General features: G+C 57.5%; 14 protein-coding genes. 8 read left to right on the top strand and 6 right to left on the bottom strand.

What is annotated here, in order from left to right; translation table 11 throughout:
• Positions 1–25: 25 nt before the first annotated feature.
• Positions 26–1,324, bottom strand: a complete 1,299-nt coding sequence (locus tag O2N63_RS14170; protein WP_271054938.1) for a hypothetical protein — start codon at positions 1,322–1,324, stop codon at positions 26–28.
• A gap of 332 nt (positions 1,325–1,656) precedes the next feature.
• Here O2N63_RS14170 and rpsD point away from each other — a divergent pair, with 332 nt between their 5' ends.
• Positions 1,657–2,277, top strand: coding sequence for a 30S ribosomal protein S4 (rpsD, locus tag O2N63_RS14165; RefSeq protein WP_271054937.1), 621 nt, complete (start codon positions 1,657–1,659; stop codon positions 2,275–2,277).
• Between the two features lie 81 nt (positions 2,278–2,358).
• Here the strand turns inward: rpsD and O2N63_RS14160 are convergent, their stop codons facing one another.
• Complete coding sequence (locus O2N63_RS14160) at positions 2,359–2,892, bottom strand: cysteine dioxygenase family protein (RefSeq protein WP_271054936.1); 534 nt, start codon at positions 2,890–2,892, stop codon at positions 2,359–2,361.
• 222 nt (positions 2,893–3,114) lie between these two features.
• On the opposite strand from O2N63_RS14160, the gene O2N63_RS14155 reads away from it, so the two are divergent.
• Positions 3,115–3,366 carry a hypothetical protein gene (locus O2N63_RS14155; protein WP_271054935.1) on the top strand — a complete coding sequence of 84 codons (252 nt, stop codon included), beginning with the start codon at positions 3,115–3,117 and terminating at the stop codon, positions 3,364–3,366.
• 222 nt (positions 3,367–3,588) lie between these two features.
• On the opposite strand, the gene O2N63_RS14150 is transcribed toward O2N63_RS14155, so the two are convergent.
• Positions 3,589–4,002: a universal stress protein gene (locus O2N63_RS14150; protein WP_271054934.1), complete on the bottom strand. Its 414-nt coding sequence runs from the start codon at positions 4,000–4,002 to the stop codon at positions 3,589–3,591.
• Positions 4,003–4,224: 222 nt separating this feature from the next.
• Here O2N63_RS14150 and hisC point away from each other — a divergent pair, with 222 nt between their 5' ends.
• Genes hisC through O2N63_RS14135 form a run of 3 tightly spaced genes read left to right on the top strand, consistent with a single transcriptional unit; the run spans position 4,225 to position 7,192 of the window.
• Entirely contained in the window at positions 4,225–5,349 is a 1,125-nt protein-coding gene (hisC, locus tag O2N63_RS14145; protein WP_271054933.1) for a histidinol-phosphate transaminase, read from the top strand.
• Positions 5,346–6,275 (top strand): prephenate/arogenate dehydrogenase family protein, encoded by a 930-nt coding sequence (locus tag O2N63_RS14140; protein ID WP_271054932.1) that lies wholly within the window; start codon positions 5,346–5,348, stop codon positions 6,273–6,275. The genes hisC and O2N63_RS14140 overlap by 4 nt, the downstream gene beginning before the upstream one ends.
• Positions 6,272–7,192 carry an extensin-like domain-containing protein gene (locus tag O2N63_RS14135; protein ID WP_271054931.1) on the top strand — a complete coding sequence of 307 codons (921 nt, stop codon included), beginning with the start codon at positions 6,272–6,274 and terminating at the stop codon, positions 7,190–7,192. The genes O2N63_RS14140 and O2N63_RS14135 overlap by 4 nt, the downstream gene beginning before the upstream one ends.
• Positions 7,193–7,286: 94 nt before the next feature.
• Here O2N63_RS14135 and O2N63_RS14130 read toward each other — a convergent pair whose 3' ends face one another.
• A complete protein-coding gene (locus O2N63_RS14130; RefSeq protein WP_271054930.1) occupies positions 7,287–8,288 on the bottom strand; it encodes a DUF2125 domain-containing protein in 1,002 nt (333 codons plus the stop codon).
• A gap of 66 nt (positions 8,289–8,354) precedes the next feature.
• On the opposite strand from O2N63_RS14130, the gene O2N63_RS14125 reads away from it, so the two are divergent.
• The 3 genes from O2N63_RS14125 to O2N63_RS14115 all read left to right on the top strand — a co-directional run bounded on the left by O2N63_RS14125 (position 8,355) and on the right by O2N63_RS14115 (position 11,953).
• Positions 8,355–8,900, top strand: coding sequence for a gamma-glutamylcyclotransferase (locus tag O2N63_RS14125; RefSeq protein WP_271054929.1), 546 nt, complete (start codon positions 8,355–8,357; stop codon positions 8,898–8,900).
• An 89-nt stretch (positions 8,901–8,989) separates the two neighbouring features.
• Positions 8,990–10,213 carry a biopolymer transporter ExbB gene (locus O2N63_RS14120; protein WP_271054928.1) on the top strand — a complete coding sequence of 408 codons (1,224 nt, stop codon included), beginning with the start codon at positions 8,990–8,992 and terminating at the stop codon, positions 10,211–10,213.
• Between the two features lie 3 nt (positions 10,214–10,216).
• Entirely contained in the window at positions 10,217–11,953 is a 1,737-nt protein-coding gene (locus tag O2N63_RS14115) for a peptidoglycan -binding protein (protein ID WP_271054927.1), read from the top strand.
• A gap of 153 nt (positions 11,954–12,106) precedes the next feature.
• Here the strand turns inward: O2N63_RS14115 and O2N63_RS14110 are convergent, their stop codons facing one another.
• Both O2N63_RS14110 and clpA read right to left on the bottom strand, forming a co-directional pair.
• Positions 12,107–12,262 carry a hypothetical protein gene (locus O2N63_RS14110; RefSeq protein ID WP_271054926.1) on the bottom strand — a complete coding sequence of 52 codons (156 nt, stop codon included), beginning with the start codon at positions 12,260–12,262 and terminating at the stop codon, positions 12,107–12,109.
• 223 nt (positions 12,263–12,485) lie between these two features.
• Positions 12,486–14,810, bottom strand: a complete 2,325-nt coding sequence (clpA, locus tag O2N63_RS14105; protein ID WP_271054925.1) for an ATP-dependent Clp protease ATP-binding subunit ClpA — start codon at positions 14,808–14,810, stop codon at positions 12,486–12,488.
• Positions 14,811–15,048: the final 238 nt, after the last annotated feature.

The raw sequence follows: 15,048 nt of genomic DNA, 5'->3' as shown, positions 1-15,048 counted from the left end.
ATGCTGATCTCGAACTGGGTGCCGTTTATTGTTCTGATTGCTGAGGTGCAGCTTCGGCCCGGGGCTTCTTCAAACGCTTACCTATCCGGGCAATTAGCCCGTGTTCAGCGATGTGCCGTTCATACGCGCGGTAAGAGGGGGAGGGTCGCAGGCACCGCTCTTCGCATTTTGCACGCAGGTAGTAGATACAGTTCACCCCGGCCAGCGAGAGGCAGTTTGACAAACCGGTCACAACATCCGCTGCGATGAATGGAATTTCGATCAGCCACCAAGTGGCATTCTTGGAGATATATTGCGGGTGTTTGGTGAGGTTGAACGGAAACCCGTAGGATACGCCGCGATAGGTCAGGTTGGAAAACCGCAGCCCCATGCGCATTGTCCCCATGGTGTAGATCGCCAGAAGGGCCAGGATTGTTGTCCCCCAGATCCCGTAGAGCACCGGGTATTCCCACAGCCAGTTTCCCCAAGTGTAGCTTGGGCTGAAATAGTCAAAATATTGGCGGGAAAACATTTGCCAGAACGGCGCGTAGCACAGGATGCAAACGACCCAGCCCAACATGGTAGATTCCGTCCAGCGAATTTGTGAATTCAAGAACCGGGCCGCAAAGGCATACCCCACCACCACGAGGCTCAGATCTGCGAAAAAGAAGAACCGATACATGAACTCGTAGACGCTGGGAAATCCCGAGAACGCGCCGAGGTCGATGCCCTGTAGATAGTCCCAGTCATAGACCAGGTAACAATACATCAAGGGCGTGAAGAATCCTTTTACACACAGGCTCAGCATATGGGCGCTGATCTTGTCATAGTCGATGTCGCCGCGTCCTAGAGAAAGCAGCATATATCCCAGATGCCAGATCCCGTCTCTTGGCCGAACCATCGAGAAATGTGACAACGTTACATTCGCAAAGATCACAAAGAGGAACAGCGCCCAGTAGTCCGAGAGGGTGGTGAAAAACGGGGCATACCACTCGTCTTTATAAAGATCGGCCACAGTGTAGAACGCGGTCAATAGGGCCAGCGTTGCCACCAGCCCGACCATCTTGACCCCATAGTCCATCTGATAGGCGGAATTTGAGAAGTTCCGGGGATCAAACCGAAGCCCGGTGCCCGCGCTGTTATGGATCTTGAGGAAGACAAGCTCATAAAACGCAAGGACGAGAAACAGGGACAGGATGTAGAGGTTGCAGGCGTCTCTTGGCGACAGGAACTGAGTGTCGGGCCACAGGAAAAACAGCGATGGTATGGCCGTGGCCGCCACCCAGCCCGATGAAAGCGGAATATAATAGGCGGGGCGCTTCATTGAGGTTTTGGACTGTGCCATGTGAGGTCTCGAAATAGTCTGCCTGTATTTGATTGATAACTAGCACATTTTATTTACATGCAGGGAAAGAAGTTTGTGAGGTGCAGGGCTGAATTCGAATTTCGTGACCTCGCGAGGTGAAATCCGCCTCTCAACCTGTTGACTCCCCCATCCATGGCGCTATAAGCCCCCAATCCGGTTCCGAGAGGTGCCGGTTTCATTTGGTGTTGGTGGCCCTCGCAAGAGGATGCCTGTCACGCCCGAGAGCCCCGGGGTTTCAGCTTCATGAAATTCAGGACCCGGTTCAAAGGCGAGAGGACAACGCCCTTCGAAAACTTAGAAGGAGATCAGCCGTGACGAAACGTACGTCTGCCAAGTATAAAATTGACCGCCGCATGGGCGAAAACATCTGGGGTCGCCCGAAGTCGCCGGTGAACCGCCGCGAATATGGCCCCGGCCAGCACGGCCAGCGCCGCAAGGGCAAACTGTCGGACTTCGGTCTGCAGCTGCGCGCCAAGCAGAAGCTGAAAGGCTACTACGGCGACCTGACCGAGAAACAGTTCCGTCGCATCTACGGCGAAGCCGAGCGTGTTAAAGGCGACACAGGTGAAAACCTGATCGGTCTGCTGGAGCGCCGTCTGGACGCTGTTGTGTACCGCGCCAAATTCGTTCCGACCGTATTTGCTGCACGCCAGTTCGTGAACCACGGCCACGTGACCGTGAACGGCAAAAAAGTGAACATCCCTTCCTACCGCGTGAAAGAAGGCGACGTGATCGAAGTGCGTCAGAAGTCGAAGCAAATCGGTCTGGTTCTGGAAGCTGTTGCTCTGGCCGAACGTGATGTGCCGGACTACATCGAAGCCGACCACTCGAAAATGACCGCCACCTTCACCCGCACCCCCGGCCTGTCGGACGTGCCTTACCCGGTGATGATGGAACCGAACCTCGTGGTCGAATTCTACGCGAAGAACTAATCTTCGCCGCACCACAGAATTTCCGAAAGGGCTGCGCATCGCGCGGCCCTTTTTTGTTGTGAACAGGAAATTTGCTCGTGGTCAGGATGAAAACCGTGCCCTGATGGCATCTATGTCCAAAGGTTGCTCAGTGAGTCCTTCCGGGTCCCATTCGCTGCGCTCGGTTTCAAAGAAGTCCCCACCATAGACATGGATTGCCGCTGTCAGACGGTTGATCGGGTTAGTGACTGAATGAATGATGTTTGGTCCCATCGGACAGACATCCCCCGTGCTGAGCGCCTTCGCTCCTGCCGCTTCAATCAGACCGTCGGGGTGATCTTCTACACGGCGCCAGAAGATATTGTCTTCCCGGCCTCCATAAATCCCGATGACAGCCCACATTTCGTGATTATGTGGCTGAAGGGTGAATTGAGGTTTCCAGGCCAGGTTCAGAATTGTCAGATCGTCGGATTGGTAAAGTGGAGTGATGCCGGGCTCGGTTGGCTCCCCCAGTGTCTTCAACATGCCTGCCGGATCTGCCACGGCCCTGGATACCAGCTCTTGAACGGATTTATGGGTCGGGTCTTTTGCAACGGCATCTCGGCAATCGGCAACAAAGCTATCAAGGTCGAACATTGTATCGCCCTCCTTTTTTCCAGATGCAGAATTTAACAGATGAAGTATAGCACAGTTTCGTATGGCCCCTTTCTGGAACCCAGCTGTCCCGACGAACGTTCTGGTCAGATTCACATTTCAGTGTGGTTCTCTACGAATATTGGAATTGGCAGCTGAAATCTGAGATGATCCGATCGGATGCTCGCAAGCTGCGAGACATTTCAGGGTACGAAAGGTGAGGTCATGAATAGAATTCATGTTGCTGCCGCGCTGATGATAAGCCTTGCAACTCCTGCGTTTGCAGGACATTGCCCCGCTGATGTGAAGCGCATTGACGAAGCAATTCTGACCGTTGAGGGGATGTCTGCCGAACAATTGGATGAGATCAGGGCGATGCGGAACGAGGGGGCAGAACTCCACAATAGTGGAAGCCACAGTGCCTCGTTGAAGGTTCTGCACGAGGCCCTCGAACTGCTCGGAAGTGACGGCCATTAATTGTCGCGCGTGATTTGTTGGTCTGGGACGGTCATGCCTGTTGCCTGACAGTCAGGTGACGGGTGGTACTCTTTGCGGCGAAGTCGGCAAAGTTGCGGGCGTCCAGAATTTGGTAAAGCTAAGTTCAAAGAAAACCCGTTTAAACACAACCTAAGAGGTTGTAGCATTCGAACGCGCAGGAACGGCGCGCGAAGGTTCTTTACTTACTTGTTGGCATCCCGTTCACCTGACCACATAAACCGAGCATTTCGCGTGGCTGGCCACATAGCCTGCATTTGACGCAATGATATGTTCGATAAAACCGGGCACATGGGAGGCCATCACGATCAGGTCAGCCCCCAGATCCTCGGCAGCTTTTATGAGTACGCGACCCAGGTCGGCTTCTACATCAACATCCACTAGTGTTTGCGTATCGACCGGAAGCCCAATGCGCGCGGCGACTTCGGAACCATATGCGGCGAGTTTTTCACTGAACTCTGTCGGGTTGTGTGCTGCTGCCGAGGGGACGCTTCCGGTAACACCAACCAAGGTGACTTTTGCGCGCTCAGGTGCAGCGACCACTCGAACGGCGGATATCGCGGCTTCCAGTGCGTCTGTATGTGCAAGATCGACGGGAACTAATACGGATTTGGTCATAACAGGCCTCCTTCCATTTTTGCTCAAAGATATAGGGGCATGTTTTCAACATCTTCACCATGATCTGGCGCAACCTTCAGTTGGATGGCTGGGAAGCGAGGTGGAAAGTGCGATTGCCGTGCAGCAAAGCCTCACCTCACCACCGATCCCACCTGTTAGCGCTTTCCCCCTTTCCCCTCTCTTTGAGCGCCACTACAACCGCCCATAGAAGGAGTAACGGTGATGGCGAAGATTGAGCCCCAACCCGGGATCATGACAATCAAACCCTATGTGGGCGGCGCGGCCAAGGTGGCAGGTGTCTCCAACGTGGTGAAGCTGAGTTCCAACGAAAACCCGTTTGGGCCAAGCCCGGATGCGGTTGAGGCATTCAAGCGGGCGGGGCATGAGCTGCATCGCTATCCCAACACCGATCATGCGAGTCTGCGCAAGGCCATTGGCGATTTGCATGGGCTGGATCCCGAGCGGATCATCTGCGGTGTCGGCTCTGATGAGATCATCACCTTCCTCTGTCAGGCCTATGCCGGGCCGGGGGATGAAGTGATTTACACCGAACACGGCTTCTCCATGTACAAGATTTCAGCACTTGCCGCCGGGGCGACTCCGGTCGAAGTGCCAGAGCGCGAGCGCTTGGTTGATGTGGACGCAATCCTTGCGGGTGTCACCAAAAAGACCCGGCTTGTGTTCATTGCCAATCCCGGCAACCCCACCGGCACGATGGTGGGTGTGGGCGAACTGGCACGCTTGGCCGAAAAGCTGCCAAAACGGGTACTGCTGGTGCTGGATGGTGCCTATGCGGAATATGTCGAAGGATTCGATGGCGGCGCGTCTCTGGTCAGCATGCGGGAAAACGTGTTCATGACCCGCACGTTCTCTAAGATGTATGGGCTTGGCGGGCTGCGCATTGGCTGGGGCTATGGCACCGCCGAGGTAATCGACGTGCTCAATCGCGTTCGCGGGCCCTTCAACCTGTCGATGCCGCAGCTTGCCGCCGCTGAAGCCGCGCTTCGGGATCGCGAACATGTCGCAAAGTGCCTGTCCGAAAACACCCGACTGCGTGCTTGGTTGGCCGAAGCGCTGGCCGAGCTTGGGGTGCCGTCTGACACATCCTGCGCAAACTTCATTCTCGCGCGTTTCGCCAGTGAGGAAGAAGCAAACGCCGTGGATGATTACCTGCAGTCCGAGGGGATCATCGTGCGCCGGGTGGCAGGATACGCCTTACCCAATTGCCTGCGGATCACCGTTGGGGATGAACCGTCATGCCGCCGGGTGGCGCATTTGGTGAGGCGCTTCAAAGGGGTGATCCCGGATCCCAACGGGAAGGTGGACGAGAAGGAAGGTGAGGCATGAGCCAGATCTATGATCGTGTCGCCCTGATCGGCCTTGGGCTGATCGCATCCTCAATGGCCCATGCAATACGCCGTGGCGGGTTGGCGGGCGAGATTGTTGGCACCGCGCGATCGGCTGAAACGCGTGATATCGCGCGTGAGCTGGGATTTTGCGACCGGGTTGTCGACAGTGCTGCCGAAGCCGTTAAAGGCGCTGATCTTGTTGTGCTTGCCGTGCCGGTGGGTGCCATGAGCGCCGTCGCTGCTGAAATTGCCCCACATCTGGCCAAGGGCGCGACCGTGACCGATGTGGGGTCGGTCAAGCAAGCGGTGATCGACGCCGTGGGCCCGCATCTGTCAGAAGATTTGCATTTCATTCCCGGCCACCCGCTGGCAGGCACTGAACATTCCGGCCCACGGTCAGGCTTTGCCGAACTGTTTGACAACCGTTGGTGCATCCTCGTTCCGAATGGGGCGGATAAAGATGCCACCATACGTTTGCGCAAGCTGTGGGAAGGGTTGGGGTCAAATGTCGAAGAGATGGACCCGGAACACCATGACCTTGTGCTGGCCGTGACCAGCCACACGCCCCACCTTATCGCCTATACGATGGTGGGGGTAGCAGATGATCTGCGGCGGGTGACCGACAGCGAAGTGATCAAATATTCCGCCGCCGGTTTTCGGGATTTCACTCGGATTGCGGCCTCTGATCCCACCATGTGGCGTGATGTGTTTCTGACCAACAAGGACGCAACACTAGAGATCCTTGGCCGGTTCACCGAAGAGCTGTTTGCCCTGCAGCGCGCCATTCGTACCGGGGATGGAGACGCGCTTCATGATTACTTCACCCATACCCGTGCCATTCGTCGGAGTATTATTGAAGCTGGCCAAGATACAGATGCACCGGATTTTGGACGTGTGGGGCAGCACGAGGTGAAAAAATCATGATCCGCAGGGGCGCAGGATATCTTGCGCTGGCTGCGCTCTTGACAGAAGCGGCGTGGGCCAATGCACCGATACGTTCCCTGCGTCCAGAGTTGCGCCCCGAGTTGCATCAGAGCGGTGACATGGTGCGTTCAACTTCTATGGTGGTTGTGCATATTGAAAGAACCCTGCGTCCACGTCCGCGTCCGGGCAGCGTGGTGATTGAACAACCAACGCCTGTGACTACGGCCAGGCCGGTGTCTGCGGGGGCAGTATCCGTGGCTGGTTTCAGCCATACCGCAGTGGCACGATCACTTCGTCCGATGTTGCGACCAGCCAGTTTCCGGGAAGTCCAGTCGGTCCCGACCGTGGTGGCCACCACCACTCCGGCCATTGTTCCAAAGGCGACCGGACGGGTTGGCAAGGTTTGCGGATTGCGCAGCATTCGCGGACAGAAGGTCAGTGCAATCCCGGGCAAGCTGCGTGGCTGTGGATTATCCGAGCCGGTGAAGGTGAGCGAAATATCAGGGGTGCGGTTGAGCACGCCAGCCATCATGGATTGCACCACGGCCAAGGCACTGGACAAATGGGTGCGCAATGGGGTTGCGCCTGCGATTGGGCGTCTGGGCGGTGGCCCGGCCGAACTCAAAATCGCGGCGCATTATTCGTGTCGCACACGCAACAACCGCCCCGGCGCCAAGATTTCCGAACACGGCAAGGGCAAGGCGGTCGATATCTCGGGGCTGACACTGAAGAACGGAGCGAAGATATCGGTTCTGAAAGGGTGGCGAGATCCGGTGCAGGGCAAGGTTCTGAAGGCCATGCACAGTTCCGCCTGTGGGACGTTTGGCACCGTGTTGGGGCCAAATGCAGATCGCTATCACAAAGATCATCTTCATCTGGACACAGCAAAGCATCGAGGCGGCGCTTATTGCCGGTGAGGTTGCAAGAGGGGCGCAGCCCCTCGGCCTGACGGCCTCACCCCGAGGTATTTAGGGCAAGAAAAAAGCAGCATGACTGGCGCTTGTATGGGTGTCAGCGGAGACGAACAACGGGCGCGCGGCCTATGGGCAACGGCCCGAGGGTCATATAGCCACCTGAAAACCCAAGCGGTACATCGATGGTTTCAGGATCTCCGGAGAGCCCGGCGATCAATCCCAGCGCCCCCATGACCGTGCTTTCGAAGGCTGGGTCCAGCAGGCCGGAGGATTTGGCCAAAGTGACCATTTGGCGCCAGTTCTCTGCCTTCACCGTGATCTCGCCTTCTGGCACCCCGGCTGCATCAATTGTCACATTTCCGGCCATTCGAAGGTTCATCTCACCCCATTTGGCGGTCAGAAGCTGAAGGTCGATCTCGGTCGGCTGCGGGCGGGCGCGTTCGATCGCCAAAAGATCCCAAGGCGCATCAAACCCAAGCTTGGCTTTCAGCGTCACCCCTTCAAAGACCGGGGGAAGCACCCCCTCAGGGCTGAGGCTTTGCACAAAGGAAGAGGCGGGCACGAGGTTCTTGGCTTCGAAATGAAGCTCATGTGCGTTTTCCTGTCCTTCAACCTGACGGGTGGCGATATTTGCGTGGCCCAGTTTGGCGATCCAATCCTGAGATGATGTCAGCGCCAGATCCTCAATCACAAATGACGCACGATTGAGAGGTAGGTTGGGGGAGGGGTCCACCACCAGAGACCCTTTGAAATCGGTTGAGGTAATGTCGATCTTCTGATCCGGGGTCGAGAGGCGCTGCACTCCGGGCCAGACCGCAATCAGATGATTGGGTTTGTAGCTGAGGGTCAGGATCTGAAAGCTTTCGGCGTCCCAGGCCAGCCCGGTGTCGGGATCTGCCAGCGATAGCCCTTCGGCCACCATGTCAAACCGGTTGGGAAAGCCCTGCACCCGCAGACTGTCATAGTCAGCAACCCAGCCTTCAGCGCGGCGCTCGTCAAGCCAGCCGATATATCCGCGCTCAGTGGCCCCCGCGCCAACCCACCAATAACCGGCCCAGAGACCGGCCAGAACCAGAGTGATCACGATCAGTTTGCGCATCTTGCTTTCCTCTTTACCCGTGGCCCCTTATATGGGGGTCTTGTGACGGACGAAAAGGGCGTGAGTATGAGCAATTCGGAATTGTGGGTCTTTGGATACGGATCACTGATCTGGCATCCCGGGTTTGACCATGATGAGACCACGATTGCGACACTGGGGGGCTATCACCGGTCGTTCTGCATGCGCTCGATCCATCATCGCGGCACCGAAGAGAAACCCGGTCTGGTGCTGGCTCTGGATGCCGAAGAGGGCGCGTCTTGCCAGGGCGTCGCTTTTCGCGTGACCCCCGGCACGGAAGACAAAACCATGGCCGAACTGCGGGAACGCGAGTTGGTGTCATCGGCTTATCTTGAGAAAAACCTGATGCTCACCCTTGCCGATGGGCGCGAGGTTGAGGCGGTGACCTATGTGATCGACCCGGATCACGTCCAATACTGCCATATCGAGCTGACCGAACAGGCCCATATCATTGCCACCGCCGTGGGTGGGCGCGGTCCAAACACCGACTATCTTTACAACACCGCTGACCATCTGGCGGAGTTGGGCATTGAAGATCCCGACCTCACTTGGTTGTCTGCGCGCGTGCGTGAAATCACCGAGGTTCTGAGCTGATCTTGCGCAATGCCCCACATCGTTCTTGGCAGGGCGGGATTTCCTGCCTATCCTGAGCCAAAGCATTCAGGCGATGGGGAAAACACCCGATGGAAGAGCCAGATCGCAGGCCGCCGCAGGCGCGCCGCAAAGAGGCCGAGCCACAATTTTCGCAACCGTTTCGCCAGATCTTCGTGATGCTGGTGGTGCTGGGCCTTGTGGGGTTCGGTGGATTTGTTGCTCTGCCACAAGTATTGCCAGTGTTTTTGGCGAATCTCTACCTCAACGCCTTTATCGCGCTGGTCTTTGTGTTCGGCCTTCTCGCCTGTTTCTGGCAAGTCTGGCAGGTGGCAGGATCCGTGATCTGGATCGAAGGTTTTGTCGGTGAACGTGAAGGGCACAACCCAGACCGGGCGCCACGTCTTCTGGCCGCTCTGGCCAAACTGCTCTCCACACGGGGCGCGCGCCTGCAAATCGGGGCGTCCTCGTCACGCACCATTCTTGACAGTGTGGCAACCCGGATTGACGAAGCGCGTGACATCACACGTTATATCGTCAACCTGCTGATCTTCCTTGGTCTCCTCGGGACGTTTTTCGGTCTCGCCACCACGGTTCCTGCTGTGGTCGAAACCATCCGTTCGCTGGCCCCATCTGGGGATGAAGGCGGTGCGGAGGTCTTCAATCGGCTGATGACCGGGCTTGAGGAGCAGCTGGGCGGCATGGGTACTGCCTTTTCCTCGTCCCTGCTGGGGCTCGCAGGATCATTGGTCGTGGGTTTGATGGAGCTGTTTGCAGGCCACGGACAAAATCGGTTCTATCGCGAGTTGGAAGAGTGGCTTTCGTCGATCACCCGTGTTTCCGTTGCCTCGGGCGACAGCGAAGGGGACGGGGCCGCGGTGGCATATCTTGCGGCCATGTCAGAGCAGGTCGAAGCCATGCAGGTCATGTTCACCCAAACCGATGTGAACCGAGCGATGCTTGACGAACGGTTGGGGCAGCTTGCGGGGACGGTCGAAGGGCTGACCTACAAAATTGCCGAGACGCAGATCAATCGTCCCGAGCCGCCGATGCATCAGATGAATGAACTGAACCTTGCCATGTCCCAGCTGATCGCCGGTCAGGACCGGGTGATTGAAGCGCTGGAAGGCAAAGGCGAGGTGGGCACCCATCCCGATGCGGAAAGCCGGATGCGCCTTCGGTCCATTGATGTTCAGATGTTGCGGATCCTTGAGGAAATGCAGGCCGGGCGGCAGGAAAGCCTTGCCGATCTGCGGCAGGATCTCGCCATGCTCATCCATGTAATCCGCGTCGCTTCGGGTCAGGATCAGGTGTAACCGATGGCAATGTCGCGCCGTTCCACCAATCGGGTCAGCGGGTCAATCTGGCCCGGTTTCGTGGACGCGATGACCGCGCTTCTCCTCGTACTATTTTTTGTCCTGACCATCTTCATGGTGGTGCAGTTCATCTTGCGTGAAACCATTTCCGGTCAGGCGGATGAGCTGGATGAACTGACCCTTCAGGTGGCTGAACTGGCGGATGCATTGGGGCTGGAACGCAACCGCTCCGAAGTGCTGGAAGGGCAGGTGGGGCTTTTGAATTCGACCCTGACCGAGGCGCGCAATATCGCCGAGGCGCAAACCGCGCTGATTGCCCAGCTCACCGCCCAGACCGAGGTGCAAGAGGCTCAGATCTCGGCGCAGGCCGCGCAGATCACCAGTTTCGAGGCGCAGGTCGCGTCGCTTCTGTCGCAACGGGATGAAGCTTTGGCGGCTGGCACGGCAATGACAGCCACAATCGAAGAGCTTGTGGCAGCACAGGCCAAACTCATCACCGAACAGGAAGCGTTGCAACTTGCTCTTGTACAGGCGCGAGACGAAATCGATGAGGGTGTGGAAGCCGCTCGGCTCGACGCCGCCCGCCGCGAAGCGCTTGAGGCGCTGGTCAAGGATCTTGAAGGTAAGGTCGAGGAAGGACAGCAAGCGCTGAGCGACGAAGAAGTGGCCCGGATTGCAGAAGCCGCTGCCGCCCAAGCCCTGCGCGCACGTCTGGAAAATGCGGATGCCGAGCTCACCGCAATGACACTGGCACTTGAGGCGCAGCGCAAAGAAGCCGAGGAAACGCTTACCCTTCTGGCGGCTGCGAAATCCGCGGGCGTAGACCTTGATGCCCGACTCGCTGCGGCCCTTCTGGAGCTTGAAGCGATGAGAGCGGAAGGTGTGGATGCGGAACGACTGGGAGAAGAACTGAAAGCTGCACTTGCCGAACGGCTGGCGGCGGAAACGCGAACCGAAGTTGCGTTGTCGGATGCCGAAGAGCAAAAGCGCCTGCTGTCCATCGCCAACCTTGCCTTGGCTGAGGAAGAGGCTGCCAGTGCTGAAAGCCAGCGCCGGGTGGCGCTTTTGAATGAACAAGTGGCCGCCCTTCGTGCGCAGCTTGGCACATTGCAATCCATCCTTGATGACAGCAGGGCGGAGGATCAGGCGGCGCAGATCCAGATCCAGCAATTGGGGACGGAACTGAACGCAGCCCTTGCCCGCGTGGCCGCAGAAGAACGCAAACGCGCCGCCCTTGAAGAAGCCGAACGCAAACGGCTTGAGGAAGAAGCGAAAGAACTCGCCTCATACCGCTCTGAATTCTTCGGCAAGCTGCGCCAAATTCTCAGCAATCGCGAAGGGGTCAAAATTGTTGGCGACCGTTTCGTGTTCTCATCCGAAGTGCTGTTTTCGTCAGGCCGGGCTGTGCTGCAACCCGAAGGTAAGGCGCAGGTGGCGCAGGTGGCCGCACTTCTGTCCGAGGTGGCGGACGAAATCCCCCCCGAAATTGACTGGATCATCCGTGTGGACGGTCACACCGACAACCAACCTTTCACCGGCATTGGCAAGTTTCGCAACAATTGGGACCTGAGCCAGGGGCGGGCATTGTCGGTCGTCGAATATATGATCGACGCGCTGGGCTTTCCGCCGGATCGGCTGGCCGCCACCGGATTTGGGGAATACCGCCCGGTCAATCCGGCTGATACGGAAGAAGCCCGCGCGCAGAACCGGCGGATCGAGTTAAAACTGACCGAGCGTTGAGTGTGCCCCACGCCACGTGGGTCTGGCTTACCACGTGTTTCGCGTCTCAATTTCACTTAGGCAACCTTCACAAATCGCCATGATTTGCGCATGACCATCCGAGCTGTCATCCTACGCCCCTTGCTCCGGAAGCACATGGTCGCAGGCGCTGCATTACGCCATGCGAAATGGAAGGTCCGGGTCGTAGTCCTTGGCTTCCACGAAACCAAGACCCTCTCCATGTTGCAGATGCCTGCAAATGAAAGCCGGGCGATGCTGTCCGTGCTGCGGGCAGTCCATTCTGCTGTCTTTTGACAGTTTGCGTGCCATGTCTGCTCTTGAGTGTGGCCTGTTCGTTATGGCATCCACATCGCGGTTTCATGTCAATGGGCAGGCCATGAAGGCAGAGAGCGGGCGATTGCCCGATGAAAGTCAGACCGGTGTCGCGTTGATGATCGGGCGGGGGAGAGGTGAGGCGCGCACTACGACCCAACAAATGAAAACGGCCGCGACTGGGATCGCGGCCGAAATTGATTTTAGGCAGAAGATGCTCTTAGTCGGCGGTCAGAAGAGGAGGCTTCTTCTTCGGGCTGATCTGGCGGCTTTTCGGTTTCTCCATCCGAAGTTCCAGCTCGCCGGATTTGACACCAACCTGCACCATGCCGCCTTTGGACAGCTTGCCAAAGAGCAGCTCTTCGGCGAGCGGCTTTTTGATGTGCTCCTGAATGACACGCCCCAGCGGGCGGGCGCCCATCCGGTCGTCATAGCCTTTATCCGCAATCCACTCGGCCGCGGCTCGGGTCAGTTCAATGGTCACACCGCGGTCCAGAAGCTGGGCTTCCAGCTGCATGACGAATTTTTCGACCACTTGCAGGATCACCTCTTTGCCAAGTGGGGCAAAGCCGATCACCGCATCCAGACGGTTGCGGAATTCGGGAGTGAAGGTGCGTTCGATGGCGGCGGTGTCTTCGCCTTCGCGACGATCCCGGCCAAAGCCGACGGCGGCCTGTGCCTGTTCGCGAGCCCCTGCGTTTGAGGTCATGATCAGGACCACGTTGCGGAAGCTCACGGTGCGGCCGTTGTGGTCGGTGAGTTCGCCGTTATCCATGACTTGCAGAAGGATGTTGTAAACATCCGGGTGGGCCTTTTCGATCTCATCCAAGAGCAGCACACAATGAGGATGCTGGTCGACCCCATCGGTCAGAAGGCCACCCTGATCAAAGCCAACATAGCCCGGAGGCGCACCGATCAAGCGGCTGACGGCGTGTTTCTCCATGTATTCCGACATGTCGAAGCGCAAGAGTTCCACACCGAGATTGTCGGCCAATTGCTTGGCCACCTCGGTTTTGCCGACACCGGTCGGCCCGGCAAAGAGATAGTTGCCAATCGGTTTTTCCGGTTCGCGCAAGCCTGCACGGGCCAGCTTAATGGCAGAAGACAGGGCTTCGATCGCCTTGTCCTGGCCGAACACCACGCGTTTGAGCGATTTTTCCAGATCGCGCAGGGTTTCCGCATCGTCTTTCGAGACGTTTTTCGGCGGAATGCGCGCGATTTTGGCCACCACGGCCTCGATCTCTTTCGTATCGATCAGCTTTTTACGCTTGTTTTCCGGCAGTAGATGCTGCGCGGCCCCGGCTTCATCAATCACGTCGATTGCCTTGTCAGGCAGCTTGCGGTCATTCACATAGCGGTCCGACAGTTCGACGGCGGCTTTGATCGCATCGGCGGTAAACTCCACACTGTGATGTTCTTCGAAATAGGGTTTCAGACCCTTGAGGATTTCGATTGCGTCATCAACCGTTGGCTCGTTCACGTCGATTTTCTGGAATCGACGGCTGAGCGCGCGGTCTTTTTCGAAATGCTGGCGGAATTCCTTGTAGGTGGTCGATCCCATGCAGCGCAGTTTGCCGCCCTGAAGGGCAGGCTTCAGCAAGTTCGAAGCATCCATCGCCCCACCCGAAGTGGCACCCGCACCGATCACAGTGTGGATTTCGTCGATGAACAGAACCGCATCGGGATGGTCTTCCAACTCTTTCATCACCGCCTTCAGGCGCTCTTCAAAATCGCCGCGATAGCGGGTGCCCGCCAGCAGCGCGCCCATGTCGAGCGAAAAGATTGTGGTTTCCGATAGGATCTCTGGCGTCTCGCCCACCACGATCTTGGCGGCCAGACCTTCAGCGATGGCAGTTTTGCCCACGCCCGGATCACCCACCAAAAGCGGGTTGTTCTTGCGGCGGCGGCACAGAACCTGGATCGAGCGTTCAACTTCATGCTCTCGCCCGATCAGCGGGTCAATGTCCCCCGCACGCGCCTTGGCATTGAGATCCACGCAATATTTCCCCAGCGCGGTTTCCTTTTCCTCAACAGGTTGCGCCTCGGACATTTCTTCTTCGAAATCAGGGGTGCCGGACACCGGGCGTGCGTCACCAAAGCCAGGGTCTTTGGCAACACCATGTGCGATGTAGTTCACCGCGTCATAGCGGGTCATGTCCTGTTCTTGCAGGAAGAAGGCGGCGTTCGACTCGCGTTCGGCAAAGATTGCCACCAGCACGTTGGCCCCGGTCACTTCGGTGCGACCCGAGCTTTGCACATGGATTGCCGCGCGTTGGATCACCCGCTGGAACGCGGCGGTGGGCACCGCTTCATTGCCCTCGACATCGGTGATCAGGGTGGCAAGCTCATCTTCAATAAATTCGATCAGCGTCTTGCGCAGGTCGTTCAGGTCTACCGAACAGGCCTGCATGACCCGTGCGGCATCCGGTTCATCGATCAGCGCGAGGAGCAGATGCTCCAATGTGGCCAATTCGTGCTTACGCTCATTTGCCAGCGCCAACGCGTGGTGAATGGCGTCTTCGAGTGGTTTTGAAAAAGACGGCACTTGGCTTCTCCTCGTTATCTGCGCGGGGCCTTGGGTTCCTCGCGTGGGTCTGATGCACCGGACAGGTGCCCCAAGACTGGCCTCATATGATTAAGTTTCGGTTTTCCCGGCGCGGCTTCAAGGGGTTTTTGGTAAATTTCTCGGGAAACCTGTGTGACTGACCCGGAAATTCCCCCTGATTAGAGCCAGGGTGTATTGGTATTTGGAACGGCCTATGGGTCAGGCCGCCCACATGTGA

The organism is Aliiroseovarius salicola, assembly GCF_027891095.1.
In the GTDB taxonomy this organism is placed as follows: domain Bacteria; phylum Pseudomonadota; class Alphaproteobacteria; order Rhodobacterales; family Rhodobacteraceae; genus Aliiroseovarius; species Aliiroseovarius salicola.
Note: the sequence above shows the minus strand (reverse complement) of the source record. Positions and strands in the feature narration are given on the sequence as shown.

Excerpts from the sequence above, each read along its gene's own strand:
- O2N63_RS14170 (WP_271054938.1), bottom strand. The coding sequence starts at position 1,324 with ATGGCACAGTCCAAAACCTCAATGAAGCGCCCCGCCTATTATATTCCG.
- O2N63_RS14160 (WP_271054936.1), bottom strand. The coding sequence starts at position 2,892 with ATGTTCGACCTTGATAGCTTTGTTGCCGATTGCCGAGATGCCGTTGCA.
- O2N63_RS14155 (WP_271054935.1), top strand. The coding sequence starts at position 3,115 with ATGAATAGAATTCATGTTGCTGCCGCGCTGATGATAAGCCTTGCAACT.
- O2N63_RS14150 (WP_271054934.1), bottom strand. The coding sequence starts at position 4,002 with ATGACCAAATCCGTATTAGTTCCCGTCGATCTTGCACATACAGACGCA.
- hisC (WP_271054933.1), top strand. The coding sequence starts at position 4,225 with ATGGCGAAGATTGAGCCCCAACCCGGGATCATGACAATCAAACCCTAT.
- O2N63_RS14140 (WP_271054932.1), top strand. The coding sequence starts at position 5,346 with ATGAGCCAGATCTATGATCGTGTCGCCCTGATCGGCCTTGGGCTGATC.
- O2N63_RS14135 (WP_271054931.1), top strand. The coding sequence starts at position 6,272 with ATGATCCGCAGGGGCGCAGGATATCTTGCGCTGGCTGCGCTCTTGACA.
- O2N63_RS14130 (WP_271054930.1), bottom strand. The coding sequence starts at position 8,288 with ATGCGCAAACTGATCGTGATCACTCTGGTTCTGGCCGGTCTCTGGGCC.
- O2N63_RS14125 (WP_271054929.1), top strand. The coding sequence starts at position 8,355 with ATGAGCAATTCGGAATTGTGGGTCTTTGGATACGGATCACTGATCTGG.
- O2N63_RS14120 (WP_271054928.1), top strand. The coding sequence starts at position 8,990 with ATGGAAGAGCCAGATCGCAGGCCGCCGCAGGCGCGCCGCAAAGAGGCC.
- O2N63_RS14115 (WP_271054927.1), top strand. The coding sequence starts at position 10,217 with ATGGCAATGTCGCGCCGTTCCACCAATCGGGTCAGCGGGTCAATCTGG.
- O2N63_RS14110 (WP_271054926.1), bottom strand. The coding sequence starts at position 12,262 with ATGGCACGCAAACTGTCAAAAGACAGCAGAATGGACTGCCCGCAGCAC.